General features: G+C 28.8%; 21 protein-coding genes and 1 pseudogene. 15 read left to right on the top strand and 7 right to left on the bottom strand.

Annotated features, from left to right (window positions below):
• The first annotated feature begins 9 nt into the window (after positions 1-9).
• The 12 genes from GXK56_RS02165 (at position 10) to GXK56_RS02115 (ending at position 11,891) form a co-directional block, all read left to right on the top strand.
• Positions 10-876 (top strand): phage tail family protein, encoded by an 867-nt coding sequence (locus GXK56_RS02165; RefSeq protein WP_160684321.1) that lies wholly within the window; start codon positions 10-12, stop codon positions 874-876.
• Positions 846-1,976 (top strand): siphovirus ReqiPepy6 Gp37-like family protein, encoded by a 1,131-nt coding sequence (locus GXK56_RS02160; RefSeq protein ID WP_347707931.1) that lies wholly within the window; start codon positions 846-848, stop codon positions 1,974-1,976. The genes GXK56_RS02165 and GXK56_RS02160 overlap by 31 nt, the downstream gene beginning before the upstream one ends.
• A 1-nt stretch (position 1,977) precedes the next feature.
• Complete coding sequence (locus GXK56_RS02155; protein ID WP_160684318.1) at positions 1,978-3,798, top strand: hypothetical protein; 1,821 nt, start codon at positions 1,978-1,980, stop codon at positions 3,796-3,798.
• A 38-nt stretch (positions 3,799-3,836) separates the two neighbouring features.
• A complete protein-coding gene (locus tag GXK56_RS02150; protein ID WP_207710248.1) occupies positions 3,837-4,091 on the top strand; it encodes a hypothetical protein in 255 nt (84 codons plus the stop codon).
• Entirely contained in the window at positions 4,091-4,192 is a 102-nt protein-coding gene (locus GXK56_RS28485; RefSeq protein WP_279283035.1) for a CD1375 family protein, read from the top strand. Before GXK56_RS02150 ends, GXK56_RS28485 begins: the two co-directional genes overlap by 1 nt.
• Positions 4,193-4,276: 84 nt before the next feature.
• Positions 4,277-4,483 carry a BhlA/UviB family holin-like peptide gene (locus tag GXK56_RS02145; protein WP_160684312.1) on the top strand — a complete coding sequence of 69 codons (207 nt, stop codon included), beginning with the start codon at positions 4,277-4,279 and terminating at the stop codon, positions 4,481-4,483.
• A gap of 8 nt (positions 4,484-4,491) precedes the next feature.
• Positions 4,492-4,704 carry a phage holin gene (locus GXK56_RS02140; protein WP_160684309.1) on the top strand — a complete coding sequence of 71 codons (213 nt, stop codon included), beginning with the start codon at positions 4,492-4,494 and terminating at the stop codon, positions 4,702-4,704.
• 7 nt (positions 4,705-4,711) lie between these two features.
• Entirely contained in the window at positions 4,712-5,458 is a 747-nt protein-coding gene (locus tag GXK56_RS02135) for an N-acetylmuramoyl-L-alanine amidase (protein ID WP_160684306.1), read from the top strand.
• Between the two features lie 156 nt (positions 5,459-5,614).
• Complete coding sequence (locus GXK56_RS02130) at positions 5,615-6,763, top strand: hypothetical protein (RefSeq protein ID WP_160684303.1); 1,149 nt, start codon at positions 5,615-5,617, stop codon at positions 6,761-6,763.
• 17 nt (positions 6,764-6,780) lie between these two features.
• Positions 6,781-8,454, top strand: coding sequence for an ATP-binding protein (locus GXK56_RS02125; RefSeq protein ID WP_160684301.1), 1,674 nt, complete (start codon positions 6,781-6,783; stop codon positions 8,452-8,454).
• 18 nt (positions 8,455-8,472) lie between these two features.
• The gene (locus GXK56_RS02120; RefSeq protein WP_160684298.1) at positions 8,473-10,038 is read left to right on the top strand and encodes an ATP-binding protein; all 1,566 of its coding nucleotides are present in this window, start codon (positions 8,473-8,475) and stop codon (positions 10,036-10,038) included.
• A complete protein-coding gene (locus tag GXK56_RS02115; protein WP_160684295.1) occupies positions 10,035-11,891 on the top strand; it encodes a hypothetical protein in 1,857 nt (618 codons plus the stop codon). The genes GXK56_RS02120 and GXK56_RS02115 overlap by 4 nt, the downstream gene beginning before the upstream one ends.
• Positions 11,892-12,099: 208 nt before the next feature.
• Here GXK56_RS02115 and GXK56_RS02110 read toward each other — a convergent pair whose 3' ends face one another.
• Positions 12,100-12,312 carry an LLM class flavin-dependent oxidoreductase gene (locus tag GXK56_RS02110; RefSeq protein ID WP_160684292.1) on the bottom strand — a complete coding sequence of 71 codons (213 nt, stop codon included), beginning with the start codon at positions 12,310-12,312 and terminating at the stop codon, positions 12,100-12,102.
• Positions 12,313-12,480: 168 nt separating this feature from the next.
• Between GXK56_RS02110 and GXK56_RS02105 the strand changes: the two genes are divergently transcribed.
• Positions 12,481-13,119, top strand: a complete 639-nt coding sequence (locus GXK56_RS02105; protein WP_160684289.1) for a helix-turn-helix domain-containing protein — start codon at positions 12,481-12,483, stop codon at positions 13,117-13,119.
• A 90-nt stretch (positions 13,120-13,209) separates the two neighbouring features.
• On the opposite strand, the gene GXK56_RS02100 is transcribed toward GXK56_RS02105, so the two are convergent.
• Both GXK56_RS02100 and GXK56_RS02095 read right to left on the bottom strand, forming a co-directional pair.
• The gene (locus GXK56_RS02100) at positions 13,210-13,641 is read right to left on the bottom strand and encodes a hypothetical protein (RefSeq protein WP_160684286.1); all 432 of its coding nucleotides are present in this window, start codon (positions 13,639-13,641) and stop codon (positions 13,210-13,212) included.
• A gap of 6 nt (positions 13,642-13,647) precedes the next feature.
• Positions 13,648-14,019, bottom strand: a complete 372-nt coding sequence (locus tag GXK56_RS02095; RefSeq protein WP_160684283.1) for a helix-turn-helix transcriptional regulator — start codon at positions 14,017-14,019, stop codon at positions 13,648-13,650.
• 304 nt (positions 14,020-14,323) lie between these two features.
• On the opposite strand from GXK56_RS02095, the gene GXK56_RS02090 reads away from it, so the two are divergent.
• Positions 14,324-14,503 carry a hypothetical protein gene (locus GXK56_RS02090; protein WP_160684279.1) on the top strand — a complete coding sequence of 60 codons (180 nt, stop codon included), beginning with the start codon at positions 14,324-14,326 and terminating at the stop codon, positions 14,501-14,503.
• A gap of 86 nt (positions 14,504-14,589) precedes the next feature.
• Here GXK56_RS02090 and GXK56_RS02085 read toward each other — a convergent pair.
• The 4 genes and pseudogenes from GXK56_RS02085 to GXK56_RS02070 all read right to left on the bottom strand — a co-directional run.
• Positions 14,590-14,781, bottom strand: a pseudogene (locus GXK56_RS02085) (manganese catalase family protein); the annotation flags it as partial.
• Positions 14,782-14,787: 6 nt separating this feature from the next.
• On the bottom strand, positions 14,788-15,048 hold the full coding sequence (locus GXK56_RS02080; RefSeq protein ID WP_160684273.1) for a spore coat protein CotJB: 261 nt from the start codon (positions 15,046-15,048) through the stop codon (positions 14,788-14,790).
• A gap of 12 nt (positions 15,049-15,060) precedes the next feature.
• Positions 15,061-15,219, bottom strand: a complete 159-nt coding sequence (locus GXK56_RS28690; protein WP_160684873.1) for a spore coat associated protein CotJA — start codon at positions 15,217-15,219, stop codon at positions 15,061-15,063.
• Positions 15,220-15,559: 340 nt separating this feature from the next.
• Complete coding sequence (locus GXK56_RS02070; protein WP_160684270.1) at positions 15,560-15,763, bottom strand: DUF5808 domain-containing protein; 204 nt, start codon at positions 15,761-15,763, stop codon at positions 15,560-15,562.
• A 466-nt stretch (positions 15,764-16,229) separates the two neighbouring features.
• Between GXK56_RS02070 and GXK56_RS02065 the strand changes: the two genes are divergently transcribed.
• Positions 16,230-17,081: an alpha/beta hydrolase gene (locus GXK56_RS02065; protein ID WP_160684267.1), complete on the top strand. Its 852-nt coding sequence runs from the start codon at positions 16,230-16,232 to the stop codon at positions 17,079-17,081.
• The last annotated feature ends 73 nt before the right edge of the window (positions 17,082-17,154 follow it).

Genomic DNA, 17,154 nt, shown 5'->3' with positions numbered 1-17,154 from the left:
GGATAGCAATTGAAAAAGTTAAAATATATAAATAAACTAGGAGCAGAATTAGAACTTAATAATTTTGCTCCATTTTTACTTTTAAGTTTTACCGAAAAAGGAAAAGTGTCTATTTATAATAATAAAGGTATGAATCAAGATGGTTCAACTTATTTAGGAAACACAATTGATACCAGCAGCAAGTCAATGGAAGTTGCTATTATTGCTGATAGTGAAGAAGAATTAATAAATTATAGAGATAAATTTAATAAGGTTTTTAATCCTAAACTTGGTGAAGGATATTTAGTTTATATAGATAGTATAAAAGAAATTAAAACAAAATGTTTAGTTGATGCTTTGCCTTACTTTTCATCAGTAAATAGCAACGCAAATAAATGCTTATTAACATTTACTGCAAGTAATCCTTTTTGGATGGATATTGAAGAATCAAAAGCTGAGGTTGCCTTATGGAAAGGTGATTTTAGTTTTGACTTAGAAATACATGAAGATACAGGAATAGAAATTGGACATAGAGAACCTTCCCTTATAGTTAATGTATTTAATGATGGGGATGTTGAATGTGGAATTAAAGTTGAATTTAAAGCATTAGCAACAGTTATAAATCCATCAATAGTAAATGTTGATACACAAGAATTTATGAAGATAATTAAAGTCATGGAGGCTGGAGAAATAATGACTCTGACCACTGGATTTGGTGATAAAAAAGTGGAATCAAGTTTAAATGGAATTACTACCAATGCATTTAATTATATAGATTTTCAAAGTACATTTCTCCAACTAAATACAGGTGATAATTTGTTTAGATATAATGCAGATGAAAATATAGATAATTTAGAGGTAACTATATACTATACACCTCAATACTTGGGGGTGTAATCATAGAAATATATATATTTGATAGAGAATTAAATTTCAAAGGGATAATAGATAAATTTATTTCTTTAAGATATGTTAGAAGATATTACAGGAGTGGAGAGTTTGAGCTGCAATGCAGTTTAACACTTGAAGCACTTATTTTATTAAAAAGAGAAAATATTATTTATATTAAAGGTGATGTTGAAGCTGCTTACATTGAATACATAAATTTAAAGCAAGATAGCGAAGGCAAGGAAATAATTATTGTTAAAGGTAAATCCCTTACTGGATATTTAAACAGACGTATTATTTGGGGAACTGAAATAATAAATGATACAGCAGAAAAAGCTATGAGGCAACTTGTAGAACATAATTGTATTAACCCAACAGATATAAATAGAAAGATAAAAAATATAATTTTCGGAAGTTTGAAAAATTATTCTGAAGCAGTTAATTATCAAGTTTCCTATAAAAACTTAGGTGATGAAATTGAAAACCTAAGTAATATAAGTGATTTAGGACATAGAATAAATTTTGATATAGGAAATAGAAAATTAATATTTGAAGTATACCAAGGTATTAATAGAAGTATAAATCAGAATGTTAATCCTAGAGCAATTTTTAGTAAAGAGTTTGAGAATGTTCTAGAGCAGGCGTTTACTGATAGCCTTAATAATTATAGAAATATTGCTTTGGTAGGTGGTATTGGTGAAGGCACAAATAGAAAATTAGCTGTAGTGGGTAATGCTGAAGGATTAGATAGATTTGAAATATTTGCAGACCAAAAGAATTTATCTAATGCGGATGAAGAGAATAATCCGATAAGTGATGCAGAATATATGAATTTACTTATAGAAAAAGGAAATGAGGTACTTGCAGAAGCTAAGGAAATCCTAACTTTTGATAGTACCATAAATAAAAATTCCAATATGGAATATAAAAAGGATTTTGACTTAGGTGATATTGTAACTTGTATATCAAAAAAGTGTAATTTAGTCATAAATACAAGAATCACAGAAATAGAGGAAGTATATGAGGAAAAGGGTCAAAGTATAAATGTTACTTTTGGTAATAATGTGCCTACATTAATAGATAAAATAAAGCAGAAATTGAGGGGATAGAATGGCAGAAAAAAGTGGATTTTTTAATAGTGTAAATGGAGATAGAAAATATAAAGCTGATTTCTTTGCGGAATACTTTGCAAGTTTTATAGGTAATGGTATATTTCCAAACCCTAGTACAAGCCTGCAGGCTATTTCAAATTCAAATATGACTGTAACAATAAACTCTGGAAAGGCATGGATTAATGGCTATTATTATTTTAATGATAGTAATCTAGTTTTAACCATAGATACAGCTGATGGGGTATTAAATAGAATAGATAAGATTGTTTTGCAGTTTGATACATTGAACAGAACTATTAATTTAAAAGTAAAGAAAGGCTCATTTGCAACCAATCCTACAGCACCAGTACTGCAGAGAGATGCTAATGCATATGAATTAGGACTTGCAGATATTTATATTGGTAAAGGAGTATTAAGTATAACTCAGGCTAATATAACAGATTTAAGATTAGATGCTACAAAATGCGGCATAGTACATGGAACTGTTGAACAGGTAGATACAGCAACATTATTTAATCAATACCAAACATGGATTGCTGAAAAGAAAACACAATATAATGCAGACATTACAAATTGGACAGTTCAAAAACAAGCAGAATATGAAGCTTGGTTTGATGCAACAACTGCAGCAGATCAATCTGAATTTGATATTTGGTTTGATGGAATTAAAGGTATATTTGAAGGTGACGCCGTTGGAAACTTAACAAATAAGGTTAATTCAATTCCCATATTTCAAACAGATCAAGGTACAGCAAATGCAATAATATTAACTGATTTTGATTTAATTGATGGAAATTCAAAAACTTTTATAGTTGCTTATAATAACAGTGGTGCTGCGACTACTATAAACGGAAAAAATTTATATAAACCAAATACAACTAATTCACCAACATTAACAGCAGGAAAAGCTGTCACAGTCTGGTATAGTACAGCAAATGATTGTTTTTTTATCAAGGCTAGTGCTGAGGGGAATACTATTGCTGCCCATGTACTAGCAGGAGATATTTTTAGCAATGATGTGGATACTGGATTGGTTGGAACTATGCAAAATAATGGAGCAATGACAATTACACCTGCAGCAACTACGAAGACAATACCTCAAGGATATCATAATGGATTAGGAACAGTTGCCACAGATTCAAATTTAATAAGTGCAAATATTAAGGCAAGTAAAACTATATTTGGAGTGAGCGGAAAATCAAGTGTTGTAGAAACATCAGATGGAACTGCAACATCTGAGCAAATGTTAAGCGGCTCAACTGCCTATGTTAATGGTTCTAAAATAACAGGAAATATTGTAAGTAAATCAACAACAAATTATACACCAAGTACTTCAAATCAGATAATTTCAGCAGGACAATATTTATCTGGTGTTCAAACTATTTTCGGAGATTCAAATTTAATCCCAAGTAATATTGTAAGTGGAAAAAGTATATTTGGAATTGCTGGAAATGTTACAATACAAAGTTTAGGAGGAAAAGCCTATTCTAGTGGAGTTTTATATAGCGATTATAATTCATCTGGTTCGTGGTATACATCTGTTACATTACCGTTTACTCCAGCGTTTGTAGTTGCTAGATATAATAATACTAACTATGCATATATAGCAATAAATGCACCATCAATAGTTGGATTAACCAAAGCTGTTGAGTGGAATTCAGTTCCTACATTAGATTCAAGTTCATCATCGGCAACAGTCACGGCTGTAAATCCAGCAACATATCCAAATTATCCAGGGATTAAGATAGTCGGGAATGTAATAACATTTGGGTATCAATCCAGTAATCATTATTATAATTGGATTGCATACGGAAATTAATATAGGAATAGAAAGGATTTGATTGAGTGAAAACATTAGTGATTTATGATAATACAGGATTTATTTATTCTCAAATGGAAGGGTATTATGTGATTCCACAAGGAGGAGTTCAATATTTAGAAATAGAAATTCCAGAGAGAAAAATGTTAGAAAAAATTGATTTAACAGCGAAAATTCATCAACCAATTTTTATTGATATGGAATTAAGCGAAACGGATTTAATAAAGAAAAAAATGGAGGAACAAGAGATAGCAATATTAGAATTAGCTTCAATTGTTGGAGGTACTGAATAATGGTTAGTATATATATTAGAAGAATTAATAATGGATTAATGACTATTGAAGAAGTTCCTATAAAATGGAGAAGTGAAGTTGAAAAAGAATTAGGAATATAAAAATGATATAGGGTAATACATAAGGACTTTTAATTGAAGTCTTTTTTCTTGCCCTTTTTTACTATGAAAAAAGTGGGTGAGGTAATGGATGAGTTAATAAATATGGCACTAAAACAGGGACTAGGATATGGAATGTTTGCTTGTTTATTAGTTTATGTTTTGAAAACTACAGGAGAACGAGAAGTACGATATCAAAATTTATTGGATAAGCTAGCAGAGAAATTTAACTTAGTTGAGAACATTCAAGAAGATGTAAAAGAAATTAAAAAGAAAATAAATGAAAGAAAGTAGGTATACAGATGATAAAAATAGATTGGAAAGCAAGATTTAAAAATAAGGCATTTTGGGTGGCACTAGTAAGTGGAATTGTTGGATTTACACAATTATTTGGAGTTAAAGTATTTCCAGATAATTGGGCAGATATACTTAATACAATCTTAGGAGTGTTAGTTGGACTTGGAATAATAGTAGATACAAGCACTCAAGGCTTGAGTGATAAGAAAGAGGTGTAAGTAAAATATGATAATAGGATTAAGAGGTGGACATTCAGCCAATTGTATTGGAGCTGTAGGGATTGTTAATGAGTATGAGCAAATGCAGGAGTTTTTTAAGCATATTAGTAATGTATTGACTTCATATGGGCATACAGTTATTGACTGTAATAGTAATGGTAGCTCTGCAAATGCAGAATTGAGTGAAGGTGCTGCAAGGGCTAATAATGCTAATGTTGATTTATTTATATCACTACATATGAATGCATTTGATGGTAATGGAAATGGTACAGAAGCACTGGTTAGTTCAGAAAATAGCAAAGCTCTCCCATATGCTAAGAAGTTATGTGAAAATTTTAGTCAATTAGGATTTAAGAATAGAGGAGTGAAATTTGAAAAACTATATGAGATGAATCATGTAGATGCTCCCAATATTATATTTGAGATTTGCTTTTGCGATAGTCAGAAGGATAATGAAATATATAATAAACAGTCATGGGAGCAGTTAGCATATATATTTTGTAACGTAATAGATTCAAAGATACCTTTTAAACCTGTAGATAAAGGCTATGTCGTTACGAACTATTTACCACCCGACTCTGCTTCATATGACGGGGTTAATATAAATAGAGTCTTAGAGTATTTCAAAGGGATTACGTGCTACGTAAGGGGTAATACAAAAGGGGTATGGATTGAAACACAATATTTATCATTGGATAAGTGTGAAGAGTTAAAAAAAACATTAAGTTCATGGTTTTATGAGATTAAGATGTAGAATAATTTTAAAACACCTAAAATTAAAATATGTGTTTTTAAGTGGTATATACATCTGTGTTAAATAGTGAATTGATAAAACAAAAAAATAATGATATACTAAAAAATGATTTATTGTGCCTTTTTTTAACAAAATATATATTTGGAGGATGCGAGTATGAGTACAATCATGGATATAATTGCATCAGAAACAAATGGAAAAAGCTTTAAAACATTTAAGTATAGTTTTGATGGGGTAGATGTACCATCTTTTGATTATGATGATAATAAAGAAATAACTTGGGAAAGATATGGGGAAACAGCACCGCCTAATGGGTCACTAAATTTAAAACCATATGCGGATTGTATAATAAAAGAAAGAACATGTTTTTCGTATTTTTTAGATGGTTCTCGTAGAACTTTTAAAGTAGATGATATTGCTTATAACAATCAAGTATATCCTGTTATTGCAGGACAAGTTGGAATTGGATGTTGCACAAGAATTAATAAAGAAATGAGACCTTTTGCTTTTGAGAGGCGGTTAGCAATAGCACTTCCCAAAATTGCAAATCAGGAAGATTGGCGAAGAAAGGAAATGTTTTTTTCTAACTTAAAGAAAAAGGTTAATATGAATTCAAGGTTGCATGCAAATAAATTAGAGTTGACAGATATTTTATCTTATAACAGTAAAAAGGATGATGGAGAGAAACTGGAGAGTAAAGGAATCGCTGTTATTCAGGATTTAATGATAAGTTGTGAAGTGAATATGGTAAGCAAATTAGTTGCAAATGGCCAAATTAACTATGAGAACTATTTACTAAAAGATGGCTCTTTGGAATATAAAATTGATCATCTTAAGAATGATAGAGATATAAGAAAATTTCAAAGTAATTTTAGATGGGTAGTTGGAGCATCAAAGTCATTCAATCCAGAAAATTGTAAAGATAAAAAAGGAAAAAATAATTCGAATGTTATTGCAGATTTGCCATTGTTTCATAGAACTCCAGTTAATATGTATAGTTCACCTCGTTTAGAAGGAATGAAATATGCAGTATGGTATGTAAGAATTAGGGAAAAAAAATATACAACAAATGCATTTGATGGAGTTTTAAAAATTGAAAAAATTCTTGTTACAGATAATCAAATAAAAAATGGTTTGGATACAGACGAAGTTGATTTAATTACAGCCAATATAATTAATGAGAGAAATCCAGTATGTTATGGTTCGGATTTTAGATGGGCTAATCATATTTATCCAATATATGTAACAGAAAAATTTGCTAAAAGTAAATATTTAAGTAATACAATGTTTTTAAACTTGTTTTAATTTTGGAGGGAATATTTATGGGGAAAGTTATTGGAAAAGTTATTGCTACTGAAAAATTTCCGTCGACTATTGATGATTTTTATTTTTGGACTAAACAGGAAATGATCCTTAATCCATTTGATATAGTAAAAGTTAATCATATAAGAAATAGTGTATCGTATGGTGTTGTCGAAGAAATATCACATATTACAGATACAGCTAACTTTTTAGCAGATTATATATCAAATGATTTCGGTGATGTGGATGCTGTAGAAAATACATATAGAATAGGAATGAATTACGTTAGAGTGAAGGTAATTGGTAATTCTGAAAATATTTATATTCCATTAATTAATAATACACAGGTGCAACTTGCTAATGAGGATGAAGTAGCAGAGGCTTTAGGGTTGAAGAATGTAAAAAATCCAGTTACTTGCGGTTATTTAGAAATGTATAATGGTACAAGTGATTCAGATAAAGTAACATTACCAGTGAAAATGGATTCAAGGTTTCTAATTGGACCAGAGGGAGCTCATCTTAATATTTCAGGTATTTCTGGATTAGCAGCAAAGACATCATATTCTATGTTTTTGTTAAAAGCCATACAAGATAAATGTATTAATGGTGATTTAGAGGATGATGAGGATGTAGCATTTGTATTGTTTAATGTTAAAGGAAAAGATTTATTAGCACTAGATGAGTTTAATGGATTTGATAGCGAAGATGAAAAAGAAGAAACTTTTGAGGTATATAAAAAATTAGGAATGACTCCAGAGCCATTTAAAAATGTAAAATATTATTATCCATATTCTTGTAATAAGATAGGAAACACATATTTATCAAAAGAATGTGTTCAGGATCAAAAGTGCTTAAATAAAGCCTTAATGTATAAATATTCCTATGAAGATGATAAGGAAAATTTGGATCTAATGTTTGCTAGCTTAGATGACCCTACACAATCTATAGATTCGATATTGAATTATATAATATCAAATCAAGGTGGTTTTGGTCGCTTAAATGATTGGGATGATTTTTTAGAAGAAGTTCAAGAAAAGTGTAAAGCAGGTACCCAAGGAGATAAGGAAATCACGGTAGCTAGTTGGAGAAAGTTCAATCGTATTGTTCGAAAATCAATATATAATAACGAAATTTTCGGTACTGTCCACGGTAAAGAAGAGATTCGAATGGGTGAAGCTTTGAAATACATTAAAAAAAATGAAGTGCATGTAATAGATATTGCTAAACTTAATGAAGAAATGCAAGGATTTGTATTTGGAAATACTATTAGAACAATTTATGATTTACAGCTAGGTCAATATAATGAAGAAGAGAATGTTAATCCACCAAAAAAGATTGTTATTTTCATTGATGAATTAAATAAATATGCATCACAAGATACACCTAAAAGCTCTCCTATATTGCGTCAGATATTAGATATTGCAGAGAGAGGACGTTCGTTAGGCATTATATTATTTTCTGCGGAACAATTTAGAAGTGCAATTCATTCAAGGGTAACTGGAAATTGTTCTACACATGCATATGGAAGAACAAACGCAATTGAAATTGCAAAATCAGATTATAAATATGTTCCACAAGTTTATAAAAATATGATGACTCGTCTAAAACAAGGAGAATATATTGTACAAAATCCAGTATTTAGGTCATTATTAAATATTAAATTTCCAAAACCTATTTACAAGCAATATAAATAATATCAAAGAGGTGCTTTAATGGCTAAGATAGGAAAAAATGTAATTGAGAATTTGACAACAGCAATGTATGAGAATAGCTATATAATATATCGTGAATATATACAGAATGCTGCAGATTCAATTGATAAGGCAATTTCACAGGGAATTTTAACTAAAGAAGAAGCTCGTATAGATATTGATATCGAATATAGTAAACATAAAATTTCTATTTATGACAATGCAGTGGGGCTTGGTAAAGATAAATTTAAATGGACGTTGTCTAATATTGCAGATTCAGAAAAAGATAGAAATGAAGATAAAGGTTTTAGAGGAATAGGAAGATTAGGCGGACTTGCATATTGTAATAAATTAATATTTTCTTCGTCTGTCGCTGGTGAAGATGTAAAATCTATTATGGTATGGGATGCAAAATTATTAAGAGAAATTATAAATGATAATAGTAAGAAACCTTCAGCATCAGAACTAGTTGATATGGTAATTACATGCAAAGAGGAAAAGTGTGATAGGGAATTACATTTTTTTGAAGTTGTATTAGATGAAGTTATGGCAGAAAGCAATGAGTTATTAGATGATGAAAAAGTATGTGAATATTTAGAAGCAGTAGCACCAGTGCCATATGCAAATTCATTCATGTATAGATCGAAAATATATGAATATGCAAGAAATGAAGGGTTATCAATAGATGAATATCATGTAGATGTAAATGGAAATCAGTTATTCAAACCGTATACGAATAAATTATATGAAGGCACATTAGATAATAAAACAATGTATGATGAAGTAAGTGATCTTATTATAAAAAAATTTGTTTCCAAAAGTGGTGAGCTTTTAGGATGGATGTGGTTTGCGGTTACTAAGTATGAAAAGCAAATCCCTATTATTAACAAAATGCGAGGTATCAGAATAAGAAAAGAAAACATTCAAGTAGGAAATGAGGAAACATTGTCATATCCTAAATTTTTTAAAGAACCTCGTGGTAATTTTTATTTTATAGGAGAAATAATTGTGGTCCATAATCAATTAATTCCTAATGCTAGAAGGGACTATTTTAATACAAATTCTATATTAAGAGAATTTGAAGAAGCAATTAAGCCGACATTTTATGATGAATTTTATAAAATATATCACTATGCAAGCAGAGTAAAAAGCTCATTTAAGAGAACTGTTGAATATGAAAAGAAAAAACAGGTATTTAATGAAAAAGAAAAAAATGCTGGTTTTATTGATGCGGAAACAAAAGAATCTGCTAAAAAAGAATTAGAAGTTGAAAAAGAAAAAGCGATTAAGGCAAACCGCGAATTAGAATTGAGAAAAAAAGATGCCGAAGTAAGCAAAGTTTTTCAACGCGTATATAAAGAAATAGAAAATCAATATAACGTAAAAGAAGAAGAAAAAGTACCAGAACAAGTAATTAATGATAATGAGAATAGAAAAAATAAAAAATATATGTCACAATCGTTATCGCAATATAGTAGGAAGGAGCAAAAATTAATTAGTAAAGTATATGCAATAATTACTGCAATACTTCCAAAGGATATGTCAGAAATGGTTGTGGCGAAGATACAGGAAGAATTAAGCAAATGAATAGAAAAATTTTACTCATTGAACCAAATTATAAAAATAAATATCCTCCAATGGGCTTGATGAAAATTTCAACTTATTACAAGAAATTGGGAGATAATGTTACTTTTTTTAAGGGGAATTTAAAAGAATTAGTTTTAAATGATACATATGAATCGCTATTAGAACAGTTATATGCCAATAATAATACTATATTTTGGGAAAAATATAAGCCGCAAATTTGTAATTTCATAAGAAGAGGAAACAAAGAATCATTTGATGAAATACCTTTAGTTAGAGAGAATCCAATTATTGTTGAATTACTAAAATATTATAGAAAGTATTTTTATAATAAAGAATATTTTTTGCCAGAAAATAGAAAGTGGGATAGAGTAGGTGTTACAACACTATTTACATTTTATTGGGATATTACAATTGAAACTATAAATTTTGTAAAACAATTATGTAAATCTGAAAATGATGTAATGATAGGTGGAGTTATGGCTTCTATACTTCCGGATAAAGTGGAAGAAGCTACTGGTATTAGACCGTATGTGGGAACATTAAGTACTGCAGGGGTTCTGGATGATAATGATCTAATTATTGATACTTTACCATTGGATTATTCTATTTTAGAAGAAATAGAGTACGAATATCCAGCTAGTAATGCGTATTACGGATATATGACACGTGGATGTGTTAATAAGTGTAAATTTTGTGCTGTTCCTAAGTTAGAACCGGAGTATAAAAGTCATATACCGATTTCAAAGCAAATAAAAATAACAAATGAAAGATTTGGCGAAAAAAAAGATTTATTACTATTAGATAACAATGTTTTAGCATCTTGTGAATTTCATCAAATTATTGATGAAATAAAAAAGGCTGGATTTACTAGAGAAAGTAATTTTATTCCACCTAATATGTTCGAAATTGCAATTAAAAATTTAAAAGATGGATATAATGATAAAGGTTATATTAGAAATGTTGTTAAGCAGTATAGAATGTTGTTGGATAAATATGGGATAAATAAAATGCAACCCATTTACGATTTATTAGATGAAAAAGGATTATTAGAATTTCATACAGCAAAAAAAGAAACAATACTTGAAATTTATGATGAAGTAAAGGATCTGTTTGGTGAATTTTATAATAGAAAATCTAGAAAAAGATTTGTAGATTTTAATCAGGGAATAGATGCAAGATTGATAAATGATGAGAACATGGAAAAACTTTTTGAAATTCCGATTCGTCCAGTACGAATCGCATTTGATAGTTGGAAGCTACATAAAGTTTATGAAAAGGCTGTAAGGACAGCTGTTAAACATGGACATAAAGAGTTATCAAATTATATATTATATAATTTTGAAGACTCTCCAGTTGAATTATACAAGAGATTAAGATTAAATGTTGACCTTTGTGAAGAACTTGGTGCAAATATTTATTCATTTCCAATGAAGTATCATCCAATTGAAGATCCTGATTACTTTAGTAATCGAGACTATATAGGGAAACATTGGAATAGAAAATTTATTAGAACTATACAGGCGATTTTAAACTCTACTAAAGGGAAAGTTGGAAAAGGTCATACATTTTTTTGTAAAGCATTTGGAAATAACGAAAACGAGTTTGAAAAACTTCTTTATATGCCAGAAGCAATGATAATATATAGATTGCATTTCGAAAATAATGGTTTAACAGATAAATGGTGGAGTTGTTTTTCTAATCTTTCAAGTGAAAAATTAGAAATAGTGAAACCTATAATTGAAAAAAATAGTTTCTTAGAAATTGAATCTTTATCAGAGGATAGTGAGATACTACAATTACTTAGTTATTATACAATTAAGCGTGAAGATGCTGAGAGAGAAATGAATAATTAAGAAAATGAAGTTTGAGGGCAATATATTTTATTCTAAATTTTCACTTATTTTAAGTTCCGTTAATGAAACTTAAAATATTAAACAAAAGTTCTAAAAATAGAAATCAAATAAGTTTCAAATTTGGAACTGCATATATTACTTAAGTTTAAATTAATTAATTAGTATCTTGTAACAACAGCAGCAATGAGAAAAGACTAGGAGTTCGCTCTTAGTCTTTTTTTTGATGCCATTCAATGGTATAGCCTATAATATCAGCTATTTGTATAATCTCATTATATCTTAAAGTTTCGTTATTAATTTTTTTGCTTAAATTTTGCATTCCGAAATTAGTACCATTTCTCTTATTAAGTTCTTCTTGAACTTTAGAAATAGTCCAACCAGATTTAACTATATAAGACTTTATGTCTTCTTTAACACCCATGTGATCACCTCAAATTAAATTATATTACAAAGTTTACTATTATTCAAATATAGATAAGATTCAACTTAAAAGTTGAAAAGTATATTGACTTGTTATAAATAAAAGTATATTATTAAACCATAAGGTTGAATAATAATCGTTTTAGAATAATGCTGAGGTGAACAAAAGATGACTAAATATTATATAAAGTTTAGAAATGCAGTAAAAAAAGATAAAAATTTATCATTAGAAGAAGGATATATGTTGGAACTTATCTATGACTACCATAATATATCTGTAGGATATGCTTATCCATCCTACGACGTGTTAATGTCAGATTTAAAAACCAAAAGAAGAGCAAAAGTTTCTAAGTTGCTAAAATCTTTAGTAAATAAAGGTTATATTCAAATTAATAAAGTTGGCAAAAAGAATACATATAAATTGCTTAAATATCTCTTTTTAAGCCAACCAGTAGATAGTAATGGCAATAAACCAATAGATGGACAAGTGCATTATATTGAAGTTACAGAAGATGAAACAAAGGTAATTGATGTTACTGGCTTTACTGAAAAACAAGCTAAAAATCTATTGCAAATTGCAAAAGATAAAGTTGATAAAGTAATTGAAGCATTTAATTATGCAACCGAAAAGGGAGCAGATAATATTTATAAATATACTATATGGGCTATAAATAACATAAATAAATTACAAAATTGCTGTAAACCAATAGATAGCCAAGGCTGGAAGCCTAAGACTAAGTTTGATAATTTTGAACCAAGGCAATATGATTGGAGCTCATTAGAAAATAAATTACTAGGATGGGAATGATAATGGCAAGTAATTAAAAAATATGTTTAATCAATAAGTCTAAGGTCTAAATATTATTAGAAAAGCGAGATAGTTAATATCCCAGCTTTATTATGCAAGGTTATCAACTATCACTGTAGAAATGCTTAAGAGTGCTAAAACAAGTAAAAGTATGCCCATTATACATAGAATTATTAAAAAGTATTTAGTTCTTTTTTCATCACGCATATCATATTGCTTTTTTGTAAAAAATGGTTTGAATATCACTAACAAGAGAGTTTCAACGGATTCGCCCACGTTTTTGGGGTCAGCAAAATATTGTCTTACACCTTCGTGTTGAAATCGAATTAATTTAACCTTGTTAGCACCTAAGTTCTTTACCTTTTGGATTTTAAAAACAACGATTCCTGCTAAAAAAGCCATTATTATCATACCAATAAAAATTCCAGCACAAAAAATTATAGTATCTTCAAAGTGGACTACTGACTCATAACCAAATTCGCTACACAACCAATTTTCGAGCATAATAAAAAATTTTTTCATAGATAGTCACTCCTTATTAATTAAGTCATTTGCTATTTTATATATTTGTTTAGCAAATTCTTCTTTTTCTTCAGATGTCAATTTTTCATCAACAGAAATTTCAGTAATTATCTTTTTAAGTGATGGAATGGCAGTTAACTGCTCAGATGTTGGGGGGACAATTCTATCGTATAACTTAAATAATTCAGGTGGATCAACTTGGTAAAACTCAGCTAAATTAAGTAATACTTGATCAGATGGCGCACTTTCCCCACGTTCTAATGTTGCTAAATATGGTCCAGTTATATATGTTTTTCGAGCAACTTTATATATAGATAATTTTGTCAACTTTCTTATTTCTCTTAATTTCTCACCAGCTTGTTTCCACTTTGTATCCATAATATTTAAGCTCCTTTAAGTAGTTCATTAAAGATCATGTCAATATTAGTATAACTTACTATAAGTTTTTTATTTCTTTTATTAACAAGGGAATGTATACTTTATAAACCACAATTTACATGCGATGATTTTAAGAATAAAAGTATATTTTTTTATTTTCCCATGTTAAAATTAAGACAAAGTAAGAAATAGAAAACTAGATTCATATACATGAATATTTTAAAATCTTACTTTAGATACAATTGCTGAAACAAGCAACAGAATAACTAAAGAAAAAATATATCAAAAGGATGTGTAAATTAATATGGAATATAGAATTTATGAAAGTGACAATGAATATATTTTAGATGTTCTGGAAGATGAAGAAGAAAGATTAAGAGAAGAATTAGGTGGGATAGTATGTTCTAAAATAAAGTATCTATTATATAGATATATATCAGTTAGAGATACTATGGAAAATATAAAATCAAAAATTAAAAAATAAATAAGGTTTAAAAGAGGTCTAGAAATTATCTAGATCTCTTTTTATGTATAATTAATTCAATATTTTTGCATTTAGGAAGTTGGAGATTCAGTTCCTACGTCTGTTAAAATCGCCTTTGCTTTATTAGTAGGCATTGTATATCTTTGATCTAAATATCTAAGTGCAGCACTTAGTTCTCCGTCTGGCCCACCGTATTGAGTTATTAAATATTTAGCCATATTAAGATCTTTACATTTTAAGTTGACTGGATATTCTAAAGTCTTTACATAATACCACATAAAATTCTATTCCTCCCTTTCATAATTTTCCCAAGGCCATGGTTGATTAACCCAAGCTTTAGGTTCTTGTACAAAAGCCGAACCAAAGTTTGTTAATGGTCCATAAGCTTTTTCATAATCGTGAACTAAGCTTGTTAATTTGCAGGATACTTTGTCATAATCTTCTCTTGCATTTTTATCATTAGGAAAATTATCAAGGTATAAATTAAGCTCTATTGCACAAAATTGATAAATTCTTATATTATCTAATAAATCTTTCACACACATAATATATCACCTCTAATATTTACATTTTTTACATTCATGATATGGTCTATAAAGATCTACAAAAATAGTTCCTTTAAGAAAACCTTCCTTACATGAATATAAATTTTCGTATTTTTGAGGTAATATATATGCACGCGCATATTCCATTGATTTATGCATATGATCATGCATGTGTTCATGCATACAATCCTCTTTCATTTTGCAAATAGGCATTTCTTTTGATTCATCCATAGAATTTTCATGTGCTTTACACATACACTCATCGTGTTTGTACATAAGTTTTTGCTCCTTTATTTGTTATTCACTTACAAAGTAATTTATGAAAGATTTCAACAAAATGTGATAATAAAATTATATAAATAAAAATTAAGGAGAACAAATTTTAATATTTAGCTAGTATAAAATTTTAATGCTATCCTTATGAATAATGTTAATAATATATAATTTTTTACGGGAACGCTAAAAGTTACCGTAGTACATAGTTCATGAAGAATACAAAGCGATTTATTTATTACATAAATCTAGATATTACAATAAATAGTATTATTGTAATAACAAACACCCAAATAATTGGATTTGCAAAGTTTACTGTAAAGCCAAATCCATATGCTTTTGGAACAAAAAAATTAGAATCTTCATCATTATAATATATAATGCGACTATGTATTTTTCTATACTCTTTAATCTCTGCATTAGACCATTTCCTTTTATTCATATATTATTCCTCCGATCTTTCATTTGCCTAAGTTTACAATTGCTACTTTATTTGGTTATACGGTTTACTTAATTTTACTTCTAACCTCTTTAACAAATGAAGCTAATACCAATACTTCTTCAAGGTATGAAGTATTTCTTCTTGTTCTGCTGCAAAGGCTCTATTTGTATTTTTAAAGATTCTAAATTTTGCTTAATAAGACATCAATAATTATTAGGTTAGTTTTATTGTATATAATTTTAAATGCTGTAGTCAATTTTCAATATTATTCTTTAACAGAGGGAAATTTAAAAGTAAATATATATTTTCCTATTACAGCATTCAAAAATACTGCGATACTTTTGTTATATTGCCTGATAAGACGAAAGTTTACTGATAATTGAGTGATGAGTATAAAATAATTAACAAATTTATGTTCAAATTAATATGATAATAAAATAAGATATTTCGTTGAAGGAGATTATATATGGGCTACTATGTTAAAGTAGAACCTGATGTGAAGATTTATGTAGAAGACCTTAATGAAGGCGCTGGAAAAACAATTTTATTTATACATGGATGGCCAGGAAGCCATAAATTGTTTGAATATCAATTTGATATATTGCCCAAACTAGGTTATAGATGCATTGGTATAGATACAAGAGGATTTGGAGATTCAGATAAGCCTTACAAAGGTTATAATTTCGATAGGTTGTCAGATGATGTTAGGTATATAATTGATTTGTTAAAGTTAAAAAATATAACACTAGCAGGACATTCAACTGGAGGAGGAATAGCTGTAAGATATATGGCTCGTCATAAAGGTTATGGAGTATCAAAGCTGGCTCTTGCTGCTTCAATAGCTCCAAGTCTTATTAAACGTCCAAATTTTCCTTATGGCTTAGAGAAGGAAGCAGTAGTACAACTAATTAAAGGAACATATAATGATAGACCGAAGATGCTTCAAGATTTTGGAGATATGTTTTTTTATCAACATATTACTGAAGCTTTTTCAAATTGGTTTTTCCAATTGGGATTACAGGCAGCAGGGTGGGCAACTGCAGAAATTGCAAATGCATGGATAAATGAAGTTTTCTTTTCTGATTTAGAGCAAATAAATGTCCCAACACTAATTATTCATGGAATTCATGATAAAGTTGTACCTTTTGAATTAGGAGAAATACAAGAAAAATATATTAAAAATTCCAAGCTTATACCGTTTAAGTTTAGTGGACATGCATCTTTTTATGATGAAAAAGACAGGTTTAACAAAGAACTTATGAAATTCGTTGAAGATACAGATGGTTTTAATAAGGAGTATATTAATATTATACCATAAATTAGAAGTGAAATACAGACTTACAGTTTATGGATTATTCCCTTATAATAGGTTTATTGCTATTTTAAAGGGG

The sequence above is a fragment of the Clostridium sp. C2-6-12 genome (assembly GCF_009928485.1).
Lineage (GTDB): Bacteria > Bacillota > Clostridia > Clostridiales > Clostridiaceae > Clostridium.
Note: the sequence above shows the minus strand (reverse complement) of the source record. Positions and strands in the feature narration are given on the sequence as shown.